Raw genomic sequence first — 24,445 nt, forward strand, 5'->3', positions numbered from 1 at the left:
TCCTTATCATTAATTAAACATTTGCTTTCAGCCGATGTAAAAAATATCATGCAGGTTATTAACCTGCATGATAAACCGTATTATCCCAGTAATTTCAATACAGATTGAGGCAAGCTGTTGGCTTGCGCAAGCATTGCTGTACCAGCTTGTTGCAAGATCTGACCTTTTGTCAAGTTTGCAGTTTCTGCAGCAAAGTCAGTATCCTGAATTCGACTTCTGGCTGCTGAAAGGTTTTCTTGAACGTTTTGCAGGTTTGCAATAGTCAAATCAAAGCGGTTTTGCAGGGCACCCATCGCCGCTCGGTTAGAATTTACCGCAGAAAGCGCTGAGTCAATTCGCATAATCGCTTCTTGTGCGCCGTCTATGGTAGTGACATCGATACTGGAAACTCCTCTGGCATCCAATGCTACAGTATCATTTGTCAAACCAAGCGTTGCAATAGTACCACCAAACGTAATTGCGCTACTTGCAGTGAACGAAAGAGTACCGCGTAGTGTACCGCCAGTAAAATCACCACCGGCATTGACTAATCCATCGGTTCCCGCAACAAAACCGGTACCACTTTCTACAATAACAATATTGCTACCGTCATGAGCGGTCAGCGTTATATCACCGCCATTGAGGCTGGCAATAACACCTGTCTGGCTGCTCATGTTATTAATACCAGTAATTAAGCTACTGTTAGATAAGGCAGTTGATACATCAAGGCTGGTGAAAATATCTACGCCATTAATAGTAAGGTTATAAGTATCTGCGGCAGTACCACCGATACCAGCAACGGTTGTCGTTCCTTCTGTAATCGCTGTAGCCTGAAGATCAGATATACCTGCCGCTCTGATTGCCGCCAGTTTTGCATAAGCAGAATCAGAAGTCTGACTGGTTGTATTCTCACCTACAAATCCGGCACTGGAACTGATGCTGGTTGGCGCACCAGAACCTAATGCTACGGTAATATCGGTCGCAGCACCAGCTGATACAGCAGTTCCTGTTACTGAAGCAAGAGAACCAATAGCAGATGCCATGAGACTACCAATAGTGAAGCTAATAGTCTGGTTTGCATTAGCTCCAACCTGGAAACTGGCGTGAGAAAACGAGCCATTGAGAATACTTTGGCCGTTATATTGGGTGTCTTGCGCGTTTCTATTAATTTCTTGTTGCAACTGGCTGATTTCCTGTTGAATTGCATGGCTGTCTTCTGAATTGTTAGTTGAGTTGGCAGCTTGTAATGCTAATTGTCTCATGCGTTGCAAAATACTGGTTGTTTCCTGCATCGCACCTTCAGCAGTTTGAGCCAGGGAGATCCCGTCATTAGCGTTACGGATTGCTTGCTCCATACCATTAACTTGAGAGGTCAAACCTTCCGATATAACCATACCTGCCGCATCGTCTTTGGCACTGTTAATTCTCAAACCAGAAGAAAGTCTCTGTATTGCAGTTTGCATTGCTTCCTGTGAGATGTTCAAATTGCGCTGAGCATTAATGGACATCACATTGGTATTTATAACTAGAGTCATAACTAGAATCTCCTCGACCTGATCCCTGGATACGGGATTCACCCTATACTCGATAAATTTTCAGTAATTTACCGAACCCGCTATAGTTATCGGTGAAGAGGGAAAAAACTTTAGAGTAAGGGATATTTTTAATTTAAAAAAACGAGTTAAAATAAATACTTATCTTTATAATAAAACATCATGTTCATTTTGTTGTCCGGAAGCTGTTTTATGATTCCTGGAAAGTTTAATGTGAAACAGTCCGGGGAATAACTGTCAATGAGGGTTACTTGTAGCATTCATTATGAACTGTAAGATATACTATTAAATTTTAATATCTCTATTTATGGATGCCGTGTATGAGTTGGCTGAAAAAATTATTACCTTCAAAAGTTAGAACTGAAAGCTCTCAAAAAAAGGGGGTGCCTGAAGGTCTATGGGTCAAATGTTCTGGTTGCGGATCAGTGCTTTATCGTTCGGAACTCATTAAAAATTTATCTGTATGCCCAAACTGCAATCATCATCACCGCTTATCGGCAAGAGATCGCATCGCGCAATTTCTTGATGAAGCCAATCAGGAAGAAATTGCAGAGAATCTGGAGCCTGTTGATCGTTTAAAATTCAGGGATTCCAAAAAATATAAAGACAGGATTAGCCAAGCGCAGAAATCCACGGATGAGAAGGAGGCTTTGATTGTTATAAAAGGCACTTTGATGCGTCAACCTGTGGTCGTGAGCGCCTTTGAGTTCAATTTTATGGGTGGCTCTATGGGAGCAACGGTTGGCGAGAAATTTGTGAGAGCAGTTAATGCAGCCACAGTTGAAAAAAGAGCCTATATTTGTTTCACAGCAAGCGGTGGGGCCAGGATGCAGGAAGGTTTATTTTCTCTTATGCAAATGGCAAAAACCTCAGCGGCCCTTGCCAGATTTGCCGAGACTGGTTTACCGTTTATTGTTGTCCTTACTGATCCCACCATGGGAGGGGTTTCTGCCAGTTTTGCCAGTCTGGGCGATATTATTATTGCCGAACCCAATGCATTAATTGGTTTTGCCGGGCCTCGGGTTATTGAGCAGACGGTGAGGCAAACTCTGCCGGAGGGTTTTCAGCGCAGTGAGTTTTTGCTGGAGCATGGTCATATTGATATGATTGTAGATCGTAAATCGCTTCGTACAACGGTTGCTGAGCTTGTGGCAAAAATGTCACATCGAGAATTGTTAGACTCAAACAATGAAATGCTATAATAATTTTTCAGTGAGTCAATGGGTTGATTATCTTGAAAATCGTTATCTGCAAGAAATTCAATTAGGCCTATCGCGTATAAAACAGGTTGCTGAAGCCCTTGATCTAACGCATCCAAAGGCCAAAATTATCACTGTTGCCGGAACAAATGGGAAAGGATCGACAGTAGCGTCTTTGGAGGCAATTTATCTGACAGCGGGTTACCAGGTTGGTTCTTATACTTCACCTCACTTACTCACATTTAATGAACGAATAGGCATTAACCAGCAAAAGATCACCGATGAGCAATTATGTGGTGCTCTTTCAGTAATCGAAGAAGGGAGAAAGACAATCCCTTTAACTTATTTTGAAATGGCAACCTTGGCTGCCTTATGGCATTTTAAGCAGCATGCTTTGGATTTAATAATTCTGGAAGTGGGCCTTGGTGGTCGTTTGGATGCTACTAATATTATTGATGCTGATTTGGCAATTATTACAACGATTGACTTCGATCATCAGGCTTTCCTGGGTGATACAAAAGAAAAAATTGGTTATGAAAAGGCTGGCATAATAAGGGCTGGCAAGCCACTCATTTTCGCTGATAAAAATCCGCCTGAAAGCGTAGTGAATCGAGCACGTGCGTTGAATTCACCGCTTTATTTTAAGGGGGATGTCTATGATTACACAGTAAGTGAGAAGACTCTGAAATTTGTATTTCAGAAAAAAGTGATTAACTTGCCTTATCCAAAATTACATTGTAATTCGGTGGCTGCTGCTATCATGGCCAGTTTTATTATGGAAACCGAGTTACCGGTAAATCAGGTCCATGTACAAAAGGCATTTAAAAATAGAACATTACCCGGCAGATTACAATTTATAGCCGAGCCAGTGCGAACGCTGCTTGATGTTGCGCATAATCCGCAAGCAGCAAAATATCTTGCTGAATTTATTAATAATTTTCCTGATAAAACAACGATTCACGTTGTATTTTCAGCGTTAAGCGATAAAGATATTCCCGCATTGATTGAGCCACTACAGAAAGAGGGAGCTTATTGGTATCTTGCTGGTTTGACAGGGAAACGTGCCGCTACAAAAGAACAATTAATGGCAACATTTAACTCAAATGACAAGGTATCTTATTATCAAAACCCTTTGTTAGCCTATCAGACAGCCTGTAGTCGGGCGGGAGAACGGGATTTAATCGTAGTTTATGGTTCTTTTATTACAGTGGCTACAGTTTTACAATATTTGAGTGAGCGGGGTTATGTTGACAAATCGCCTGTTTGCAGCTTAAGCTGCTAAGTTTCAAGACCTTTTTTATGGTCTGAATTTACACAGCTTAGTCCAGAATAATCGGATTGCTACTAAACTATAGCTCTAGGAGATAGAATGAAACTAGTGATAGACGAGCGTGTCAAGCATCGCCTTATAGGTCTTGCTGTTATCTTATCGATAGGCGCTATTTTCGCACCAGCTATTATGAAAAAATCCAATCAACGGTTTGATAATAATGTAAACCTCTCCGTTGAACTACCTCCAAAGCCAGCCCATCCCAATGTCGCTATGGTTGAAAAAGAAGCCATGTTTCAAACAATAAAAGTTGCACATGTGGAAATACCGGATGATCCGGAAGAGCAAGACCAATCTCTTGCAACCTTTGCTAAAGCGGAGCCTTTAAGCCAAAGGAATGAAATTAAAGCAACATCAATGGAACTAGAGCCGGCCGTTACAATAGCCACTAAAATAGGGAAGGCGGCAAAACCTCTTAAAACAGACCGTCTTGCAAAAGCAATGTCGACTAAAGTAACAACCCCTGAAGTTGCGGCTCGACAAACTATCACAAAAAAATCACTTTCTTTCGCTAAAGTTGCTCCTAAAGGAAAAAACAGGCCCGAGGTTATTGCCAAAATTAAAAAAACAGTTAAACCCATACCAAAAACAACTGTAAAAGGTGCTTATGGAGTCCAATTGGCTACGTTTGCCAAACGAAATAATGCTGACACCCTCATATCCAGATTACGTCATAAAGGGTATAAAGCTACTTATAATACGATCTCAACCCCACAAGGGACTGTTTATAAAGTGATAGTGGGCCAAATGCCGCAAAAAGAAAAAGCACGGCTGTTACAAAGGCAATTGGCTGACGCGGTACAAATTAAGGGATTCATTGTAACTACAGGCCAGGGATAAAAAACTATGTTGCATTGGGTCGATATAGTAATAATCGTCGTTATTGCTCTATCTGTTTTGACAGGTTTGGTGAGAGGATTTGTAAAAGAGCTTATTGCCCTTTGTGTCTGGATTCTGGCAATCTGGGCCGCTTTTAAGTATTCACAAAATCTGGACCCATGGCTACAAAGGTTTATTGTGGATAAGACAGCAAGAACAGCGACTGCTTTTATTTTAATGATGCTTGCTATTTTGATTGTTGGTGGTATAGCGAATGCTTTATTAAGTTTTATCTTGAAACGCTCTGGTCTAAGTAGTATGGACCGTATTTTTGGCATGGGATTTGGTTTTATTCGTGGAATATTTCTTGTCGCTTTAGTTATGGTTGTTATTAAGATGACCTCTCTGCCTCACAAAGAATATTCTCACGAATCAAAATTATATGCCAAGTTTGATCCTGTAGTTAACTGGCTTTATGATCTCTTGCCTGATTTTGTTCATAAAGCAAAAATATTTGATAATAAGTTGTCTCCAACCAGTCCTCCTGACAAAGCCGAGCTTGATAAATCAGCCAGTATTATTGATTTTGTCCCGGAATTTTCTGATGCTTAGCAACAATTAGTAACATGTCCCAAATACCCACGATCATACTAACGTATAATATTTCTGCATTTTAATTAGCCCTTAATTAGTCATTTTATTGATATAAATTTGTAAATATTGTTAATTATATTTACAATTATTGTAAGACAATCCATATAATATTAATTATGCCAGACGATGTAATATTAAATAGCCAACCTATTCCTAAAACCTTACATGTGGTATGGGTAGGTGGTCCTATTTATCCTGAATACTTAAAATCCTTGCAAAGAGTAGTGGAAGCTGCAAAACGAGGTGGTTACCAAGTCAATTTATGGTTAGACGATGAGAAAAATTATTTTAAAACTGCTGTTAAAGAACAGTTACATATTCCTAATCTAAGGCTTAGAGATATTAAAAATGAACTTTTAGCTCCTTTAAGCAAAGATCCTTTTTATCAAGGTCAAGATTCTGGTTTTCCTTTGAAGCCAGAGGAGAAACCTGGAGACCGAGCCAAACTTTTTCAACACAACATTGAACGCGAACTCATCGGATTTAAAAATTTTGCTGCTGCTTCAGATCTTATCAGGTATGAAATTTTACGTAAGGAAGGAGGATGGTACTTCGATACAGATACTTATTTCAAGGATCTTGGTCCGCCGACAGCGCCTCATTTTCGAGAAGATATAGAGCAAGCAAAAAAACCTTATTCTGCACGAATAAAATGGGCTCTGGATGCCTATGTAGGAGAATATAAATCCTACTTATTGACTCTCAATTCTTACAATAAATCTCATCCACCTTACCCGCCAGTAGCCCCCAACAAAAAACTACTAAACTGTATAGAGGATATAGCCGCAGAGAAAAAAGATTCTAGAGATGTAAAAATAATGGATCTTTTTAAAGATTCACTCGCTCTGGCGCGAGCTGAAGCTCAAAAAAAACATACAATCACCTCCCTTCCTTATTTTTATCAAGAAGAAATTCCTTTATTAGGGATAAAAGCACCTATTAAAGGTTTTAAAAAGGATGGAATAAAAATTGAAGTAGCCACTGCAGATTGTGCTAATGATGTGATAGGGGCAGTCGCCGATAATCCAGCAATAAAAGAAGCTATTCTCGATACAATTAATTTTTGTAAGAATCTAGATACGGAAAAAGCCCTAGGAGAGTCTTATATGAATAAGATGGATTTAAAACGTAATCCGGATATAAAAAACCATTTGAGAAGAAGCTATACCATGAAAGCAACAGGACCTCGTGTTTTAGCCGCAGCAATTGACAAAGTATGGGAAGAAACTCAAGCAAAAATTTTACAGACAGCAAAACCTATCATGGAAAAAAAAGAATTATTGGAAAAAGCTTCGAGATCCTTATACTTACACAAGGTTGAATCCGTCTTGTCGAAACCTCGGGCTGCTGGATTAGAATTCATTTCAATGTACGATCAAACTTGGTTAAAAGAATCTACAGGCAAAAAATATGCTTATGACACCAATTCCATTACTAATCCAGCTTTTTTTGCTAGAGAAGCAAAAGGAGAGACAGTAGATGAAGACCGAGCAAAAGATCACGACCCAAAGTTAAAAAAGTGAAGTTAACCCTTGGAATCATTTTGTTCTACTCCTTGTCAACCTTCAATTTTACTTCGTTTCAAACCGATCCGATTAACTGAGGTTAAGATAAATTATTAAATAAAATACGATGAGAGCTAATAGACATTAAAATACCAAAGCTGGCAAGAAAGGTAACCATTGCTGTTCCCCCATAGCTTACTAAAGGCAAAGGAATGCCCACTACAGGTAAAATGCCCATTACCATTCCCATATTTACAAAAGCGGAAAGGAAAAATGTCATTGCTAAACTGGCTGCTAACAGACGAGTGAAACTTGTTTGTGCATGTCTTGCAATATATAGTCCTCGCAAGGAAATCAGAATAATTAAAACGATGAGGATGCTACTGCCCACATAGCCAAATTCTTCTCCACTTACCGCAAAAATAAAATCAGTAGCGTGTTCTGGCAGGAAATTAAGATGAGATTGGCTACCCTCAAGCCATCCTTTACCGAATACTCCTCCTGAGCCAATAGCAATTTTGGATTGAATAATATGATATCCTGAACCTAAAGGATCTTGTTCTGGATTAAGCAGAGTATAGATTCGTTGTTTTTGATAATCATGCATAACATGCCACAACAAGGGAGCTGCGAGAACTGACAAAACGCTAATAATTAATAGAATACGCATGGGTATTCCTGCTAAAAAAATCACACTGAGTCCTGCAGCAACAACCATGATTGCGGTGCCTAAATCAGGTTGTTTTGCAATCAATAGAGCAGGGATAAAAATCATTAAGGAAGAAATCATCAACGTTTTTATAGTGACAGGAATTGATTTACGATCGAAATACCAGGCGGCCATCATAGGAATTGCCAACTTCATAATTTCAGAAGGTTGAAAGCGAATCAAACCAAGATCAAGCCAGCGTTGGGCGCCCTTACCAATTTTTCCCATCAACATGACCGCAATAAGAAGCACTAAGCCTGTACCATATAGCCAGGGGGTCCATATTTTATACTTATGGGGTGGAATCACTGCAAAGATGAGCATGATAGCCAGTGCGAAAACAAGACGCATGGCCTGACGAAAGACCATACTTAAATTTTGATTGGAGGCACTGTATAAAATTAGCATACCAAAGGTTATTAAGATTAAAAGTAAACCCAACAAAGGTAGATCAATATGGATTGATTTCACTGTAAATCGATAAACAGGACGAGCATGACGTGATTTCATGAGGAAGCATCGCTTTTTTTGAGTTCAAAGTAAGCATCCATCACTTTCCGCGCTACATTGGATGCGGCAAAATCATTTTCTACCATGACAGCTACTGCTATTTCAGGATTTTCTACAGGAGCAAAAGCAATAATTAAAGAATGATCTCTTAAATATTCAGGAATATCCTCATAACGTGCTTTCCGTACCTTTTCATAATGTTTTCCTCCGAATACTTGAGCAGTGCCAGTTTTCGCGGCTACAGAATAAGGCGCATTTCTACCAAAACGATAGCCTGTGCCTTCATTATTGGTAATGACTGATTGCATGGCTTCCGCAATAATTGTCCAGTAATTATCGTCTTTAAGCCGCATGGGATATTCTTCCAGCGGTTTATACTCGTGGACTTCTCCCTTATCATTTTGAATGGCTTTGGCGAGTAAATGAGGTCTGAAACGTTTCCCTTTCTGACTTAAAGAGGCAGTTGCATTGGCAAGCTGTAAAGGGGAAACCAGCATAAAGCCCTGGCCAATGGATGTAATAATGGTATCTCCCGGATACCAGGATAGGCCCTTGGTTTGCAATTTCCAATGTTTACTGGGAACCAGGCCCGGTGCTTCTTCATTAAGATCTACGTGGGTCAATTGGCCAAAGCCAAATTGTCTCAGCATATCCTCAATGGCATTGATACCCATTTTATGACCCAATTGATAAAAATAGGTATCACAGGAGACCGTGATGGCACGTTTTAAACTGATGAAACCATGCCCCGTTTTCTTCCAGTCCCGATAAGGATGACTGACCCCAGGTAAACGAAACCATCCAGGATCGTAAATACTAAAATTACTATCTACAACACCTTTTTCCAGACCAGCCAGTCCCATAAAAGGTTTTATTGTAGATGCGGGAGGATATAAACCTCTTACGGCGCGATTATAAAGCGGTCTATCCCGAGCTGTTGCCAACTTCTGATAATCTGTAGAGTTGATGCCGTTTACAAATGCGTTAGGATCATAACTGGGAGAGCTTACCATGGCTAATATATCACCACCATGAGTACTCATTGCAACGACTGCACCCCGTTTATCTTTCATGGCTTCATAAGCAACTCGTTGCAGGCGCGCATCAATTGTCAAATAAAGTTTTTCTCCCGAAACCGGATTTTGTTTACTAACGACTCTTAATGTTCTGCCACTAACATCTGTTTCTACCTGTTGATAACCCACTTCGCCATGTAAAATGGATTCATAAAATTTTTCAATGCCTGATTTACCAATAAAGTTGGTGGCGCGATAATTGGTTGGATCAACCTGACGTAGTTCCTGGACATTAATTCGTCCTACGTAGCCTAAAAAATGAGCGGTCATTTCACCCAATGGATAGTAGCGCATTAACCTGGCCTTAATACTAACACCAGAAAACTGATATTGATTACTGGCAAAAACAGCTACTTCTTCCTGATTTAATTTAAGCTTGAAAGGAATGGGAACAAAAGAACGATTTTGTTTGCGAAGACGGTTAAAATTCTCAATATCATCATCTGTGATAGAAGGAAGAAGGGCTTGGAGTTTTTTCAAAGTCTCCGGCATGTTTTTAACGTGTTCAGGAACGATTTCCAGAACATAGACAGGTATATTTTCTGCCAGAACAATACCATTTTTATCAAGAATAATTCCTCGAGGAGGAGCAATAGGTATAATGCTCATCTGATTTTTTAAGGACAGGGTTTGGTAACGTTTGAATTCCGAGATTTGTAAGTACGCTAAACGTAAAAAAAGCACAGAAGATAAAACAAATATCATTGCCATAAGCAGGTTAATACGAAAGCGATATAAACGCGATTCTTCATAGGTATGTCTTACTGATTTATTTAGTCGCATGACATACAATTACCAAGAGGGTGGAAGGAAAAGCAGTACACATCTTTAGCTAAGAATCTCATTTATGATAAGGATGATTATGAATAATAGACCAGGCTCTGTAAACTGCCTCCAGCAGAATAATTCGAACCAAAGGATGAGGTAAGGTTAATCGAGATAAGGACCATTGCTCACTGGAGCGGGCAATAATCGCTGGAGCCAGTCCTTCGGGACCGCCAATAATAAAACATAGATGACTTGTGATTTGTTGTAATTGTTCGATTTTTCCCGCTAATTTTTCGCTGCTGAATGAATTTCCATCAATGGTTAAAGCAATGATACGTGCACCATTAGGAATTGCTGCATTGATTAAAACAGCTTCTTTTTCTAAAATGCGGGCTAAATCAGTAGACTTGCCTCGTTTTAATAAAGGAATTTCAATTAAATGGAAACTGACAAATTCCTGCAAACGTTTTGAAAAATCCAGGACTGCTTCATTGACCCAATGAGGCATTTTGTTGCCGCAGGCAATAAGCGTTATCTTAAACATGGGTGTTATTTGTCAACGGAATCATGTTGCCAAAGACCTTCAAGATTGTAAAAGGCTCGACTGTCAGGTTGCATCACGTGCAAGACAAAATCGCCAAAATCAATCAAGGCCCATTCCCCACTTTCAAGGCCAGTTTGACTGAGAGCTGCCAACCCCAAAGTTTTCATGTGTTCAATAACATGCTCTGCAATCGCTTTAACCTGACGAGAGGAACGACCGCTACCTATAATCATATAATCTGTTACAGAAGTTTGATCTTTAACATCAATGACTTGGACATCAATTGCCTGATTGTCATCCAGTGATTTAAGTAACTCCTTTAAAAACAATGGTTGATTCAACATACTTAAAAAATCTTGCTCAAAAGGAACAAATGATACCAGTATTGTCTGAACTCTCAAAGGATCTTTTTGTCCTTATTCTCTGGCAAGCTTATATTTAACGGGTACTTGCCTTCATTCTTTTCATGATAGGCCAGCAATACTTTAATAACCCGATGTAAAACGACACAAAACAAAGTGGCTATTAGTAAAATATACAAAAGAAGGGTAAAGGTCTGTGCATAATGTGTTTTCAATTCAAATAAAGATAATGCCTGAGAATTAATGGATGTTAAATTAGCTAATTTTCCTGATAAAAAAGCACCAATTCCCAAGGACACAAAAAATATTCCCATCATGGTGCTTACTTTTTTACGGCTGGCCAGCACGGTAATTGCTGATAAACCCACTGGCGATAATAACAGTTCCGCAATAGAAAACATTAAATACGCAGGAATAAAATAGAGAGGTGATAATAATGCATCTGGTGTTTTACTATAGCAGGCTATTGTAATTAAAATATAGGCAATAGACATGAAAATCATTGCTAATAAAAATTTATTACCTGTACGTACTCCACTTTGGGTTAGAGTTAACTCAGGTTTACTACGCGATAATAAATAACCAAACACTATCATACCGAAACTTTGTACGCCTACATAATAAGGTGGTGGAAAATTAATGCCAAATAAGGTGGGTCTGACTACTCGCGCTATAAACAGGGTAAGTGACATGAACATCTGAAAATAAAATGCCCAGAATAATACGGAAATAATACACAACAAACCGATAACCGCAGTTTGCCTGGCCTGTTGGGCTGGCTCCCGTATGATGGAAAAGATTAAGTAAGTTAAGGATAAAAAAACAACCCCGGCAAAGGCTGCATCGGCGAAAATCGGATAGTTGAAAATGTAAAATGCGATCAGCCACAGTGCAGCCATTAATCCGGTGGCTTTTAGTAATTTTATTAAACGAAACTCATAAGGTAGATAATCCGCTATTTTATAATAGTGCACACCATAGACAAATACAGCAAAGGCAAAAGTCATTCCCAGTGCAGCACTGGCAAAAGATACTGACCACCCAAAATTAATATTAAGTATACTGGGTATAGTAGTTCCTAAAATAATGCCGGTGGTTATTCCCATATAAAAAATGGTAAAGCCACTTTCACGCCCAGAGGAACCAACCGGGTATTCATTACCTAACAGAGAGGAAATATTGGGTTTTAGTAAGCCTGTCCCCACCGCAATACCAGCTAATACAGCAGGCAGACCATAATCCGAGTGAAGAAAGGTCAGTCCCAGATAACTAAAAAACAGAAAAATGGCGCCTGTTAAAATTGCTCTTTTTTGACCTAATAAGTGATCGGCAATCCAGCCCCCAATGACAGGTGAAAGATAAGTAAGTGCCGTAAAAGAACCAACGAGTTCATAAATCCGTTGATCCTGCCATTTAAAATGCAAAGTCAGATAAAGAGCAAGAAGGGATTGGACTACATAGAAACCATATCTTTCCCACATTTCTGTGGCGAAAAAAATACGAAGGGTAGGCGGATGAGTTGTTAGTCCATTTTGCACGATAATTCTGGCTAATTAAAAATTATCAAGACAGTCTATCATGGGATTCTATTCTATACATAGAGATATTAAGATGAGATATTAAGAAGCTCTGTACTTCTAATGATGCCTACGTACCCGGTAGGAGTGATATGCTATACACCAGGATGGAGAAAAGATGATAAGGCAAACTGGCAATACATTCCAGATCAAAGCAAATCGAGGTTCTACGTTAGAAGCAAAAAACTGGCTTACTGAAGCAGCTTTACGAATGTTGTGTAATAACCTCGATAAGGAAGTCGCTGAAAATCCCGATTCATTGATAGTCTATGGCGGGCTTGGACGTGCAGCACGTGATTGGGCCTCGTTTAATAAAATAGTAGAAGTTCTTAAAGAACTGGATACCAATCAGACACTTCTTATTCAGTCTGGCAAACCCGTTGGTGTATTTACCACGCATGAAGATGCTCCTCGTGTTCTAATTGCAAATTCTAACCTGGTTCCCCATTGGGCTACCTGGGATCATTTCAACGAGCTTGATAAAAAGGGTCTGATAATGTACGGTCAGATGACCGCCGGGAGCTGGATCTACATTGGTTCGCAAGGAATAGTGCAAGGAACTTACGAAACATTTATGGCGTGCGCAAAAAAGCATTATGCGGGTGATTTGTCCGGCCGTTGGGTTTTAACCGCTGGATTAGGGGGTATGGGCGGTGCACAACCTTTGGCAGCTACTATGACAGGTGCCAGTATGCTTGCTGTTGAATGTGATATTGATCGAATCAAAAAACGCTTAAAATCCCATTATCTGGACACGTATACTACCGACCTCAATGAAGCATTAACCTGGATAGAGGAATCCTGTAAACAGGAAGAAGCCTTATCGGTAGGATTATTAGGAAATGCCGCTGACGTGTATCCTGAACTGTTAAAACGGGGGGTTAAACCTTCTCTGATAACCGATCAAACGAGTGCCCATGATCCGTTAAATGGGTATTTACCAAAGGGTTGGTCTTTGGAAAAAGTGCAGAAATTACGCCAACTCTCACCACAGGATGTTATTGCTGCCGCAAAAGCATCGATGGCAGAGCAGGTCAATGCCATGTTAGGCTTTCAACGTCAAGGTATTCCTGTTTTTGATTATGGTAATAATATTCGTCAAATGGCTTATGAAGAAGGTGTTTCAGAAGCATTTACTATCCCAGGTTTTGTACCTGCCTATATTCGTCCTTTATTTTGTGAAGGGATAGGTCCTTTTCGCTGGGTTGCTTTGTCCGGTGATCCAGAAGATATTTATGCTACCGATAATAAGGTAAAAAGTCTGGTGCCAGAGGATGAGCATTTACATCGTTGGTTAACGATGGCTAAAGAAAGAATTGCTTTCCAGGGACTTCCTGCGCGGATATGTTGGCTGGGACTGGCTGATCGGGCGCGGGTCGCATTGGCTTTTAACGATATGGTAAAAAAGAAAGAATTGAAAGCCCCTGTAGTTATCGGACGTGATCATCTTGATTCAGGCTCTGTTGCAAGTCCAAATCGCGAAACTGAAAACATGTTAGATGGTAGCGATGCGGTGTCAGATTGGCCATTGTTAAATGCGTTGTTAAACTGTGCCAGTGGTGCTACCTGGGTGAGTATTCATCATGGCGGAGGCGTTGGTATGGGATTTTCGCAACATGCTGGTGCGGTTATTGTTGCTGACGGGACGGAAAAGGCTGCGGCACGTATCAGCCGTGTGCTTCATAATGATCCGGCTACAGGTGTTATGCGCCATGCAGATGCGGGTTATCAGTTAGCGAGACAATGCGCCAAAAAGAATGGCTTGTGGTTACCTATGGAGCAAATTGGAGAACCGTCTCATGGCTGAGTTATTTACTCTTGTTCCTGGTCAGTTAAATCTTGCAGATATAAAAACACTCTGTTCGCAATTTGAGCTTTTAAAATTGGACGAATCAGCTTATCCGTTGATTCAGACGTCCAATAAAACAGTGCGCCAGGTTATTGAAAGCAATAAAATAGTTTATGGTATCAATACAGGTTTTGGTTCTCTTGCAAATCAGCAAATTTCTATTGAACATTTAAAACAATTACAGCGTAATATTCTGCTTTCGCATGCTTGCGGGACAGGAGAACTTCTTTCTGATGAAATGGTCGCTCTTATTATTTTGCTTAAGATTAATAGTCTGGCACAGGGTTATTCGGGTGTGAGGAGCGAGCTCATTGACGCATTAATGCTGCTATACAATGAGCGTATTTATCCTTGTATCCCCGCGAAAGGCTCGGTAGGTGCTTCGGGTGATTTGGCTCCTCTGGCACATCTTGCCTTGCCTTTAATTGGCGAAGGTGAGGTGCGATATCAGGGAAAAGTTATAAAGGCCGAAAAAGGATTAAAAATTGCGGGATTGTTACCCTTGGAATTGGCACCTAAAGAAGGGCTTGCTCTTTTAAACGGGTTGCAGGTTTCAACGGCATTGTGTCTGCATGCTTTTTTTCAAGCAGAAATTTTGTTTGAAACAGCAATCCTTGCAGGTAGCTTATCGATAGATGCGGCTTCAGGAAGCGATGTCCCTTTTGATGATCGGATTCACCTGGCAAGAGGGCATCAGGCTCAGCGCGATGTTGCTGCACTTTATAGAAAATTGTTATCCGGAAGTTCTATTCGTGAATCACATCGTTGCTGCGCTCGAATACAAGATCCCTATTCGTTGCGCTGTCAACCTCAGATTATGGGTGCTGTATTACAGCAAATGCGTTTTGTGGAAGACACGTTACAAGTCGAAATTAATTCGGTGACTGATAACCCTTTAATTTTTGTCGAGGAGGGCGTTATTTTGTCGGGTGGTAATTTTCATGGTGAAATGATTGCCATGGCTGCTGATAATTTAGCATTGGCACTCGCTGAAATGGGAGCGAATTCAGAGCGTCGAATTGCATTACTCATTGATAAGAATTTTAGCGGTTTACCGGCCTATCTCGTTAAAGAATGTGGTTTAAATTCAGGTTTTATGATTGCTCATGTCACAGCAGCAGCCTGTGCGAGTGATAATAAAGCGCTCGCTCATCCTCATTGTGTAGATAGCCTGCCTACTTCGGCCAATCAGGAAGATCATGTGTCAATGGCAACGAATGCAGCAAGACGTCTGGACGCGATGATAGATAATACCGCAACGATACTGGCTATTGAACTGCTGGCTGCTTGTCAGGGTCTTGAGTTTCATCGTCCTTTAAAAACCTCCATAAAACTCGAAGAAGTTTATGATAAAGTCAGAACGTATATTGATGCGTATGATCAAGATCGTTATTTTGCCCCGGATATTGCCCTTATAAAACAAAAAATTCTTAAAGGAGAATTTGTTTTATCGTTTAAATCAGATAAATCTTAACCATGACGCTGTATTAATATATGCTATTGGCAATTAGTTAAGAGTTTCATGTGATTTTATGACCATTGAGATATATACAGACGGGGCATGTAGAGGTAATCCTGGCCCCGGCGGTTGGGGTGCATTATTAAGGCATCAAGGGTATGAAAAAATCCTTTATGGCAGCGAAACGTATACCACTAATAATCGTATGGAATTAATGGCTGCAATTAAGGCGCTGGAAGCATTAAAGCGTCCTTGTGATGTTGATTTATATACTGATTCACAATATGTACGACAAGGCATGACGGCCTGGTTGTTTCAGTGGAAAAAAAAAGGTTGGCTTAATTCTAAAAAAGAACCTGTTAAAAATGCTGACCTTTGGCAATTGCTGGATGAATTGGCGAAAAAACATAAAATTACCTGGCATTGGGTGAGAGGGCATGCTGGCCATCCGGAAAATGAAAGAGCGGATGCATTGGCAAATCAGGCTATTGATGAATTACTGAGAAAAGCTATTTTATGACAAATCGAAGGTTTTTATAATGCGACAAATTGTTCTGGATACTGAAACAACAGGGATAGGTCATGAATCAGGCCATCGAATTATTGAAATTGGCTGCGTAGAATTACAAGACAGAAAGCTTACCAACAGGCATTTTCATTTTTATTTAAATCCAGAGCGAGATATTGATGAAGGTGCATTTCGCGTTCATGGTATAAGTACAGCGTTTTTGCAGGATAAGCCTTTGTTTAAGGATATAGCGGCAGAATTTATTGCGTTCATTAAAGGATCTGAATTAATTATTCACAACGCACCTTTTGATGTCGGTTTTTTAAATGCTGAATTACGATTAGCAGGCTTGCCAGAGCAGATTAACGATTTTTGTTCCATATGTGACACATTAGTCCTTGCCAAAGAAAAACATCCCGGTCAACGAAATAATCTGGACGCGCTATGCAAACGTTATGAGATTGATAACTCTAATCGAACGTTGCACGGGGCTTTATTGGATGCCGAAATTTTAGCCTTTGTTTATTTGGCGATGACGGGCGGCCAGGCTGAATTGTTTGATGAAAAGATCGAAGTTATCACCCCTTCTGAAACAGATTTAACCCATACTGCAATGCATTTAACTAACAATTCGCCTGTTATCCTTGCCAAGGAAGAGGAATTGATCCGACATAACGATTTTATTCAATTTTTAATAAAAAAATCAGGTAATACCCTTTGGACAGTTGAATAAAACTGGAAATGTACAATTTTTGTCCTATATTTAGGATCAAGATAGTTATTTTTCAGGACAATCATGGATGGAATCAGATTTGGCAAGTGGTGGCCTGTTATTATCTCTGCTGTGTTTTTGATTTTTCTCGGCAAAGGGCAAGAGGTTTCTGCTCGTTCGTTTGACGAAACTAACCCGCGGTTAATGCTTGTTGCTTCCAATACGTTTATTTTTAACCCTAAAACACGAGTATGGAAGGCTGTACAGAATGGTAAGGTCATTCGATCAGGTAAAGCATCAGGGGGCAGTCATTATTGTCATGACGTAAAGCGCGCCTGTAGAACGCCCTCTGGCACTTATCGTGTGATTAGTAAAGGAGGGCCTGAGTGTCGCTCCAGCCGTTATCCTCTGGGTAAAGGCGGCTCAAGAATGCCTTATTGCATGTTTTTCAGCAAAAACTATGCGATTCATGGTTCTTATGATGTACCTAATCGTAATGCCAGCCATGGTTGTATTCGTGTTCATCCGGGCGATGCACGGTGGTTGAGTAAAAAATTTATTAATATAGGAACAACCGTAGTGGTTCATCCTTATTAATAATCAATTGGATCTTAATGTAAGTGTTCACGGGATATGCAAATTTTCTCATCCAGACTTTGTCCCATGACTCGTTTTTCCCGCGCAGGACATAACAATTAGCACCATGTCTAATTTGTAGGTAGTTTCCCGCCACGCGGGAAAGACATTGACGTTATATGCTTCTTAATTACTATTCCGTGAACACCTACTCTTAATCTTCCTCTTCAACGCTAAAAGAAGAACCACAGCCGCAGGTTGTTTTGGCATTTGGATTACGAATAACAAATTGAGCACCCTGAATATTTTCGGTGTAATCAATTTCAGCTTGATTGAGGTACTGGTAGCTCATTGAATCAATTAACAATTTCACTGAAGACTTACCATTCGAACAAAACTGCTCAACTACAGTATCATCTTCCTGAATTTTTTCATCAAAAGTAAAACCATACTGAAAACCTGAGCATCCTCCACCCGTAACAAACACGCGCAGATTGAGATGGGGATTTTCTTCTTCGGCAATTAATGAGGCGACCTTGTCAGCCGCATTGGTTGAAAAATAAATACCTTGATCGGTTTTCATTTCATCTTTGTCTGTTAATGAAGATGATGTACTACTTGCTGTCATAAAAACTCCGGATAACCGTATATTTAATTGTATAGCTGCTATCAATATTTTGCCAGCTTAAGATTATTTAAACTATATTTTATTGTCCCGACAAATCACTTAAAATAATTTCCTGCGGCAGCTTCTCTTTTTTTAACGAATAATCTGCTCTATGGTTGCTCCTCCCAGACACTGATTTTTATCATAAAATACAATATATTGTCCTGGTGTCACCGCCCGTTGTAAATTGGAAAACATGACATAATGCTGGTTGTTATCCGCTGGTGAGATAACGCAAGCCTGTTCAGGCTGGCGATAACGGGTTTTCGCATAACAAGTTAGAGGCAGGTTATTATTGTGATTTACCAACCAGTGAATCGAGCTACAGATAAGTCCTTGGGAATAAAGCAACGGATGATTTCCCTGGGCTATGATTAATGTATTTGTGTTAATATCTTTATCAACCACATACCAAGGCTCTTCACTGGCATTTTTTTGCCCACCAATACCAAGCCCCTGACGTTGCCCCAGCGTATAATACATCAGGCCATCATGCCGTCCTAAGAGCTCACCACTGCTGCTTTTGATATCGCCTGGTTTTGCTAAAATAAATTCTTTTAAAAAGCTTTTAAAACGTTTTTCACCGATAAAACAGATTCCAGTTGAATCTTTTTTATTATGAGTAACCAAACCTGCCTGTTTAGCAAACCCTCTTATCTCTGCTTTATGATAATCTCCGACTGGAAATAGCGTTTTTGCCAGGGCGGCTGGTTCAACGGCATGAAGAAAATAGGTTTGGTCCTTGTCTCTGTCTTTTGCTTTGAATAATTCACCGCGTCCATTATTATGCCGCACTTTAGCATAATGACCTGTAGCTATATAATCGGCTCCGAGCTTTAATGCATGATTTAAAAAAGCATTGAATTTTATTTCCTTATTACAGAGAACATCAGGATTAGGGGTGCGCCCATGTTCATATTCTGTAAGAAAATAAGCAAAAACCCGATCCCAGTATTCCTTGGAAAAATTTACACTATGAAGAGGGATACGCAATTGCGTGCAAACCGCTTGCGCATCGGCTAAATCCTCTGCCGCCGCACAATAATTTTCTGTATCGTCCTGTTCCCAGTTTTTCATAAACAGCCCTTCGACCTGATAGCCAGCTTCCTTTAGTAACCAGGCTGCTACGGAAGAATCGACACCACCAGACATACCTACAATAACTTTGGCTTTCACAACCCACCAGTATGTATAAAAAAAATTCTATTTTACGTTAGAATAGGGGTATTTTAAAATGAATTTTGCTATTATATGCATGGAAATTTAATTCTTTATTAAAAAATACAGGTTTTTCCTGTTGTAAAGTTGGTCAATGACGGAATACTGATGTTAATTAATTTTAAAACGCGTGCGGCAAAAACAGAGCAACAAAATTTTGTAATCGAAATCAAGGAAAGATTACCGGAGTATATTAACATACCCTGTACCGTTCAAGGACATTTTGGACTTGAATCAGTTGATAATTATTGCGTGATGGCCTTGACTGTTAATGCGGAGCTTATTATTACTTGTCAACGTTGCCTTAATGAATTTAATTATAATTATAATAGTCTTACAGAGTTGGCTCTTTGTCCCTCAGAGGAAATCGCGGAAAAATTAATGGAACGCTATGAATGTATTGTCCCGCAAGGTAACCAGGTTGATTTAAAGGAGTTATTAACGGACGAATTATATCTTTACGCGCCCAAATTTCACCTTGAACGAAGCGATTGTAATGAAGAAATGAAGAAATTTATTCGCCTGGAAGCAGAATAAAACGCAGAAATTAGTGAGTAACACTTGGATTACCGTGAAAAAATCGGTAATATTCCGCCCCAATGAATGCAAATTGTTTAGGAGTAATACAATGGCCGTACAACAAAATAAAAAATCACGCTCCAGACGTGATATGCGTCGTTCTCACGATGCTTTGACTGGACCTACTTTATCCATTGATCCAACGACAGGTGAAACACATCGCCGTCATCATATTACCGAAGATGGTTATTATCGCGGTCGTAAGATTTTGGAAACAGGTAACGTTTACGAAGATAAAGACGAGTAATCTACTTGAAACATATTACCATTGCTATTGATGCGATGGGTGGGGATCACGGTTTGCAAATTGTGATTCCTGCTTGTGTTCGTGCTGCACGGAAAAATCCGGACTTGAGGTTACTGTTAGTCGGTGATCAGCAGCAGGTGAACGCGCATCTTAAAACATTTGACGTATCGGATAATAATCAATTTTCCGTGATACATGCTTCAGAAGTCGTTGCTATGGATGAGTTACCGTCGCATGCGATGCGTAATAAAAAAGACTCTTCCATGCGTGTGGCCATCAATCTGGTTAAAGAGGGTCGAGCGCAGGCTTGTGTCAGTGCGGGTAATACCGGTGCACTTATGGCTACGGCTCGTTTTGTATTAAAGACTTTGCCAGGTATCGATCGCCCGGCTATTATTGCCGAATTGCCTACAATGCAGGGTAAAACAAGGGTTATTGATCTCGGTGCAAATGTAGATTCCTGTGCTGAATACCTTTTTCAGTTTGCAATTATGGGTTCAGCCTTAATTCAGGCGGTTGATAAAAAAGACAAACCTAAAATTGCTTTGTTGAATATTGGTGTCGAAGAGATTAAAGGGAATGATCAAGTTAAACGTACCGCTCATATGCTCGCTGAATGCAGCTTAACCAATTATGTAGGTTACGTGGAAGGGGATCATTTTTATTCTGGCGATGTTGATCTTGTTGTTTGTGACGGTTTTGTGGGAAATGTTGCTTTAAAAGCCAGCGAAGGGCTGGCGAAGCTTATGCTTTCCGTACTAAAAGAATCATTTTCACGTAATATATTGGCCAGGATCGCCGGTTTTTTCGCGCTCCCTGCTTTGGGTTATTTAAAGAAACGGATGGATCCTGCGCGGTACAATGGTGCCAGTTTACTGGGTTTAAATGGTATCGTGGTCAAAAGCCATGGAGGAGCGAGTGAACTTGCTTTTCAGTATGCTATTGAAGAAGCCATGTCCCAAGTGAGGAATAATGTTGTTGATTTAGTGCGTGATCAGATTACCGAGTTTATAAATCAAGGTTTGTTGCTATGAAAAACGCTGTTATTAATGGAACAGGCAGTTACTTACCGGAGCAGGTTGTTACTAATCAGGATCTTGAATCCAGATTGGACACCAGTCACGAGTGGATCTTGACAAGAACGGGTATTAGTAGCAGGCATATTGCCTCAGAAAAGGAAACAACCTCTTTTATGGCTTGTGAAGCTGCCAGGCGCGCACTGGCAGCATCAACAATTAATGCGGAAGAGATTGATCTCATTCTGGTAGCTACCTGTACACCCAATTATTTTTTTCCAGGTATTGCATGCCATGTTCAAAAAGCACTAAATATAGTGCGTCCGATACCGGCTTTTGATATTAGCGCTGCCTGTAGCGGTTTTGTTTATGCCATGGATATTGCCAAACAATATATCAACGCAGGGAGTGCGAAACATATTTTAGTTATTGGCAGTGAAAGTATGTCTCGTGCTGTCGATTGGACTGATCGCTCTACTTGTATTTTATTTGGTGATGGTGCCGGTGCAGTTGTTTTAAGTGCAAGTGAGGAACCTGGTATTTTGGCCAGCAAGCTCCATGCATTACATGATGAAGATACTTTACTTAGTTATCCTAATTATTCTAATGAGGAGCAGAAGGCGTTCATTGAAATGCGGGGCAATGAAGTATTTAAACTCGCTGTTAATATAATGGGCGATGTTGTTGACGAAGTGTTACAGGCTTGCGATTTACAAAAAGCCGATATTAACTGGTTAATTCCACATCAAGCGAACATTCGAATTATTCAGGCAATTGCCAAAAAATTGTCCTTACCTATGTCACAGGTTATTGTGACCATTGAAAATCAGGGCAATACCTCGGCAGCATCAATCCCTTTAGCTCTGGATTATTCTATCCGTGAAAATCGTATTAAACGAGGTGATTTATTGCTCTTGGAATCCTTTGGGGGGGGAATGACGTGGGGAGCTATCATAGTACGCTATTAGCTTAATTATGTCGGAGTTTATTATTTATGAATAAGGTAGCTTTTATATTTCCTGGCCAGGGTTCTCAATCTGTGGGTATGCTCTCAGAGCTTGCGGAATCTTTTCCTCTCATTAAAGATCACTTTGCCCTTGTTTCTGATCGTATAGGTTATGATCTATGGGCGTTAGTACAGAAAGGACCGGAAGATAAACTGAATCAAACCGAGCACACGCAGGCTGCAATGCTTACCGCCGATGTTGCACTGTTCAATCTGCTGAAAAAATCAGGGGCAGGGCGTGTGCAAATGATGGCGGGTCATAGCCTTGGGGAATATGCTGCTCTGGTTTGCGCTGGTGCGATCAGTTTGGCTGATGCGGCTGAACTGGTCACAACGCGCGGTCAACTTATGCAAAGTAGCGTGCCTTTAGGTCAGGGAGCGATGGCTGCTATAGTGGGATTGACCGATGAGCAGGTGCAAATTATCTGTGATGAAGTAAGCAATCTTGATCAACAGGTAAGCCCTGCTAACTACAATGCGATAGGGCAAATTGTAATTGCTGGCCATACCGGAGCAGTTGAGCGTGCTGTGGCGCTTGCTGAAATAAAAGAAGCTCGCATGGCAAAAATAATTCCAGTGAGCGTTCCCTGTCATTGTGCTTTATTAAGTGAGGCGGCGCAGGCTTTTGAGGAACATCTTGCCAGGGCAAATTTTAAAGTACCTGATGTCCCTGTAATTTCTAATGTTGATTTAAGTATTTATAATTCACCTGAGCATATACGTGTTCTTCTTAAAGAACAGCTTTATCGACCTGTAAGATGGGTTGAAACGATTCAACTTATGAAAAAAGAAGGTATTGATCTTCTTGTTGAATGTGGACCTGGAAGGGTATTAACCGGTTTGGTAAAACGCATAGAGCGCACTTTATCAGTGATTAGCATGAATGATAAAACCAGCCTCAATCTGGTTTTAGCTGAGTTGGGTGTGGAAAAAATTGTTAATGAGGATTTCTAATGACAAGTTTACAAGGCCAAATTGCATTGGTTAGTGGTGCAAGCAGAGGAATTGGCAGAGCTATCGCTTTTAATTTGGCCCAAAAAGGGGCCTATGTTATTGGAACGGCTACCACTGATGATGGTGCAAAGGCTATTTCCAATTTATTTGCACAGGAACAGGTATCCGGGGAAGGTGTTTTACTCGATGTTACCAATAAGGAAAGTGTTGAAAATTTAATAGCACAGCTCTCTGAGAGCAATAAATTACCTTCTATACTGGTTAATAATGCGGGTATTACCTGTGATAATTTATTACTTAGAATGGATGAAGATGAATGGTATAAAGTGATTGAAACGAATTTAAATGCAATCTTCAGATTATCCAAAGCTTGCCTTAAACATATGTTTCGTGCACGACGAGGTCGTATAATCAATGTGGGTTCCGTGGTAGGTTCTAGCGGTAATCCTGGTCAGGCCAATTATACTGCCGCTAAGGCTGGTGTGGTTGGTTTTACAAAATCGTTAGCGCAGGAAATTGCCAGTCGGGGTATTACTGTAAATGTAGTTTCTCCGGGATTTATTGATACGGACATGACCGGCGCTTTACCTGATATAGTAAAAGAGGAAATGTTAAAACGCATACCCATGAGGCGTTTTGGTTGTGTAAAAGATGTTGCTGAGGTGGTTGCTTTTTTAGCGTCTGATAGTGCAAATTATATAACAGGTGAAACCATTCACGTAAATGGTGGCATGTATATGAATTAAATGGCTTGCGTTCTTTGAATAATTGAATAAACTAGCCAACATAAATTTTTTAATCAAGAGGAATACAAGTTATGAGTACAGTTAAAGAACGAGTTCGCAAAATTGTTGCAGAGCAATTAGGTGTCAATGAAGAGGAATTGAAAGATAATGCCTCCTTCGTTGATGACTTGGGCGCAGACTCGCTGGATACTGTTGAATTGGTAATGGCTTTGGAAGAAGAGTTTGAAACTGAAATCCCTGATGAGAAAGCAGAAAAAATTACCACCATTCAAGAAGCGATCGACTATATTGAATCAAATCTTAATAAAGAAGAAGCCTGATAG

At 40.2% G+C, this 24,445-nt stretch carries 25 protein-coding genes; 17 read left to right on the forward strand and 8 right to left on the reverse strand.

The features are described from left to right. Positions 1-80: 80 nt before the first annotated feature. The gene (locus T345_RS0101755; RefSeq protein ID WP_028387825.1) at positions 81-1,514 is read right to left on the reverse strand and encodes a flagellin N-terminal helical domain-containing protein; all 1,434 of its coding nucleotides are present in this window, start codon (positions 1,512-1,514) and stop codon (positions 81-83) included. A gap of 338 nt (positions 1,515-1,852) precedes the next feature. Between T345_RS0101755 and accD the strand changes: the two genes are divergently transcribed. From accD to T345_RS0101780, 5 genes are all read left to right on the forward strand, one after another. After that, positions 1,853-2,734: an acetyl-CoA carboxylase, carboxyltransferase subunit beta gene (gene accD / locus T345_RS0101760; protein ID WP_028387826.1), complete on the forward strand. Its 882-nt coding sequence runs from the start codon at positions 1,853-1,855 to the stop codon at positions 2,732-2,734. Next, positions 2,721-4,013, forward strand: a complete 1,293-nt coding sequence (gene folC / locus T345_RS0101765; protein ID WP_028387827.1) for a bifunctional tetrahydrofolate synthase/dihydrofolate synthase — start codon at positions 2,721-2,723, stop codon at positions 4,011-4,013. The genes accD and folC overlap by 14 nt, the downstream gene beginning before the upstream one ends. Positions 4,014-4,100: 87 nt before the next feature. Then, positions 4,101-4,901: an SPOR domain-containing protein gene (locus T345_RS0101770; protein WP_028387828.1), complete on the forward strand. Its 801-nt coding sequence runs from the start codon at positions 4,101-4,103 to the stop codon at positions 4,899-4,901. Between the two features lie 6 nt (positions 4,902-4,907). Next, on the forward strand, positions 4,908-5,492 hold the full coding sequence (locus T345_RS13290) for a CvpA family protein (protein WP_084273709.1): 585 nt from the start codon (positions 4,908-4,910) through the stop codon (positions 5,490-5,492). A 158-nt stretch (positions 5,493-5,650) separates the two neighbouring features. Beyond that, positions 5,651-7,057 (forward strand): TcdA/TcdB catalytic glycosyltransferase domain-containing protein, encoded by a 1,407-nt coding sequence (locus tag T345_RS0101780; RefSeq protein ID WP_028387829.1) that lies wholly within the window; start codon positions 5,651-5,653, stop codon positions 7,055-7,057. Positions 7,058-7,139: 82 nt separating this feature from the next. On the opposite strand, the gene rodA is transcribed toward T345_RS0101780, so the two are convergent. Genes rodA through T345_RS0101805 form a run of 5 tightly spaced genes read right to left on the reverse strand, consistent with a single transcriptional unit; the run spans position 7,140 to position 12,546 of the window. After that, a complete protein-coding gene (gene rodA, locus T345_RS0101785) occupies positions 7,140-8,258 on the reverse strand; it encodes a rod shape-determining protein RodA (RefSeq protein ID WP_028387830.1) in 1,119 nt (372 codons plus the stop codon). Continuing rightward, a complete protein-coding gene (gene mrdA / locus T345_RS0101790; protein WP_028387831.1) occupies positions 8,255-10,117 on the reverse strand; it encodes a penicillin-binding protein 2 in 1,863 nt (620 codons plus the stop codon). The genes rodA and mrdA overlap by 4 nt, the downstream gene beginning before the upstream one ends. Positions 10,118-10,175: 58 nt before the next feature. Next, complete coding sequence (gene rlmH / locus T345_RS0101795) at positions 10,176-10,646, reverse strand: 23S rRNA (pseudouridine(1915)-N(3))-methyltransferase RlmH (protein WP_028387832.1); 471 nt, start codon at positions 10,644-10,646, stop codon at positions 10,176-10,178. A gap of 5 nt (positions 10,647-10,651) precedes the next feature. Continuing rightward, positions 10,652-10,990 carry a ribosome silencing factor gene (rsfS, locus tag T345_RS0101800; RefSeq protein ID WP_028387833.1) on the reverse strand — a complete coding sequence of 113 codons (339 nt, stop codon included), beginning with the start codon at positions 10,988-10,990 and terminating at the stop codon, positions 10,652-10,654. A 53-nt stretch (positions 10,991-11,043) separates the two neighbouring features. Beyond that, positions 11,044-12,546 carry a peptide MFS transporter gene (locus T345_RS0101805; protein WP_084273710.1) on the reverse strand — a complete coding sequence of 501 codons (1,503 nt, stop codon included), beginning with the start codon at positions 12,544-12,546 and terminating at the stop codon, positions 11,044-11,046. A gap of 157 nt (positions 12,547-12,703) precedes the next feature. On the opposite strand from T345_RS0101805, the gene hutU reads away from it, so the two are divergent. The 5 genes from hutU to T345_RS0101830 all read left to right on the forward strand — a co-directional run bounded on the left by hutU (position 12,704) and on the right by T345_RS0101830 (position 17,710). After that, complete coding sequence (gene hutU, locus T345_RS0101810) at positions 12,704-14,392, forward strand: urocanate hydratase (protein ID WP_028387835.1); 1,689 nt, start codon at positions 12,704-12,706, stop codon at positions 14,390-14,392. Then, the gene (hutH, locus tag T345_RS0101815) at positions 14,385-15,908 is read left to right on the forward strand and encodes a histidine ammonia-lyase (protein WP_028387836.1); all 1,524 of its coding nucleotides are present in this window, start codon (positions 14,385-14,387) and stop codon (positions 15,906-15,908) included. The genes hutU and hutH overlap by 8 nt, the downstream gene beginning before the upstream one ends. Before the next feature lie 58 nt (positions 15,909-15,966). Further along, the gene (rnhA, locus tag T345_RS0101820; protein ID WP_028387837.1) at positions 15,967-16,413 is read left to right on the forward strand and encodes a ribonuclease HI; all 447 of its coding nucleotides are present in this window, start codon (positions 15,967-15,969) and stop codon (positions 16,411-16,413) included. Between the two features lie 19 nt (positions 16,414-16,432). Further along, positions 16,433-17,134, forward strand: a complete 702-nt coding sequence (gene dnaQ / locus T345_RS0101825) for a DNA polymerase III subunit epsilon (protein ID WP_028387838.1) — start codon at positions 16,433-16,435, stop codon at positions 17,132-17,134. A 63-nt stretch (positions 17,135-17,197) separates the two neighbouring features. After that, positions 17,198-17,710, forward strand: a complete 513-nt coding sequence (locus tag T345_RS0101830; protein WP_028387839.1) for a L,D-transpeptidase — start codon at positions 17,198-17,200, stop codon at positions 17,708-17,710. Positions 17,711-17,903: 193 nt separating this feature from the next. Here the strand turns inward: T345_RS0101830 and erpA are convergent, their stop codons facing one another. Both erpA and mnmA read right to left on the reverse strand, forming a co-directional pair. Next, on the reverse strand, positions 17,904-18,272 hold the full coding sequence (gene erpA / locus T345_RS0101835) for an iron-sulfur cluster insertion protein ErpA (protein WP_028387840.1): 369 nt from the start codon (positions 18,270-18,272) through the stop codon (positions 17,904-17,906). A 177-nt stretch (positions 18,273-18,449) separates the two neighbouring features. Then, positions 18,450-19,532 (reverse strand): tRNA 2-thiouridine(34) synthase MnmA, encoded by a 1,083-nt coding sequence (mnmA, locus tag T345_RS0101840; protein WP_028387841.1) that lies wholly within the window; start codon positions 19,530-19,532, stop codon positions 18,450-18,452. A 150-nt stretch (positions 19,533-19,682) separates the two neighbouring features. On the opposite strand from mnmA, the gene T345_RS0101845 reads away from it, so the two are divergent. From T345_RS0101845 to acpP, 7 genes are all read left to right on the forward strand, one after another. Beyond that, complete coding sequence (locus tag T345_RS0101845; protein WP_028387842.1) at positions 19,683-20,111, forward strand: YceD family protein; 429 nt, start codon at positions 19,683-19,685, stop codon at positions 20,109-20,111. 91 nt (positions 20,112-20,202) lie between these two features. Beyond that, positions 20,203-20,400 carry a 50S ribosomal protein L32 gene (rpmF, locus tag T345_RS0101850; RefSeq protein WP_028387843.1) on the forward strand — a complete coding sequence of 66 codons (198 nt, stop codon included), beginning with the start codon at positions 20,203-20,205 and terminating at the stop codon, positions 20,398-20,400. A gap of 5 nt (positions 20,401-20,405) precedes the next feature. Further along, positions 20,406-21,434 (forward strand): phosphate acyltransferase PlsX, encoded by a 1,029-nt coding sequence (gene plsX / locus T345_RS0101855; protein ID WP_028387844.1) that lies wholly within the window; start codon positions 20,406-20,408, stop codon positions 21,432-21,434. Continuing rightward, positions 21,431-22,384 (forward strand): beta-ketoacyl-ACP synthase III, encoded by a 954-nt coding sequence (locus T345_RS0101860; RefSeq protein ID WP_028387845.1) that lies wholly within the window; start codon positions 21,431-21,433, stop codon positions 22,382-22,384. The genes plsX and T345_RS0101860 overlap by 4 nt, the downstream gene beginning before the upstream one ends. Positions 22,385-22,410: 26 nt before the next feature. Further along, a complete protein-coding gene (gene fabD / locus T345_RS0101865) occupies positions 22,411-23,376 on the forward strand; it encodes an ACP S-malonyltransferase (protein WP_028387846.1) in 966 nt (321 codons plus the stop codon). Next, on the forward strand, positions 23,376-24,122 hold the full coding sequence (gene fabG / locus T345_RS0101870; protein WP_028387847.1) for a 3-oxoacyl-ACP reductase FabG: 747 nt from the start codon (positions 23,376-23,378) through the stop codon (positions 24,120-24,122). Before fabD ends, fabG begins: the two co-directional genes overlap by 1 nt. Positions 24,123-24,193: 71 nt before the next feature. Further along, on the forward strand, positions 24,194-24,442 hold the full coding sequence (acpP, locus tag T345_RS0101875) for an acyl carrier protein (RefSeq protein ID WP_028387848.1): 249 nt from the start codon (positions 24,194-24,196) through the stop codon (positions 24,440-24,442). Positions 24,443-24,445 lie beyond the last annotated feature (3 nt).

The organism is Legionella fairfieldensis ATCC 49588 (assembly GCF_000621525.1).
GTDB lineage: Bacteria > Pseudomonadota > Gammaproteobacteria > Legionellales > Legionellaceae > Tatlockia > Tatlockia fairfieldensis.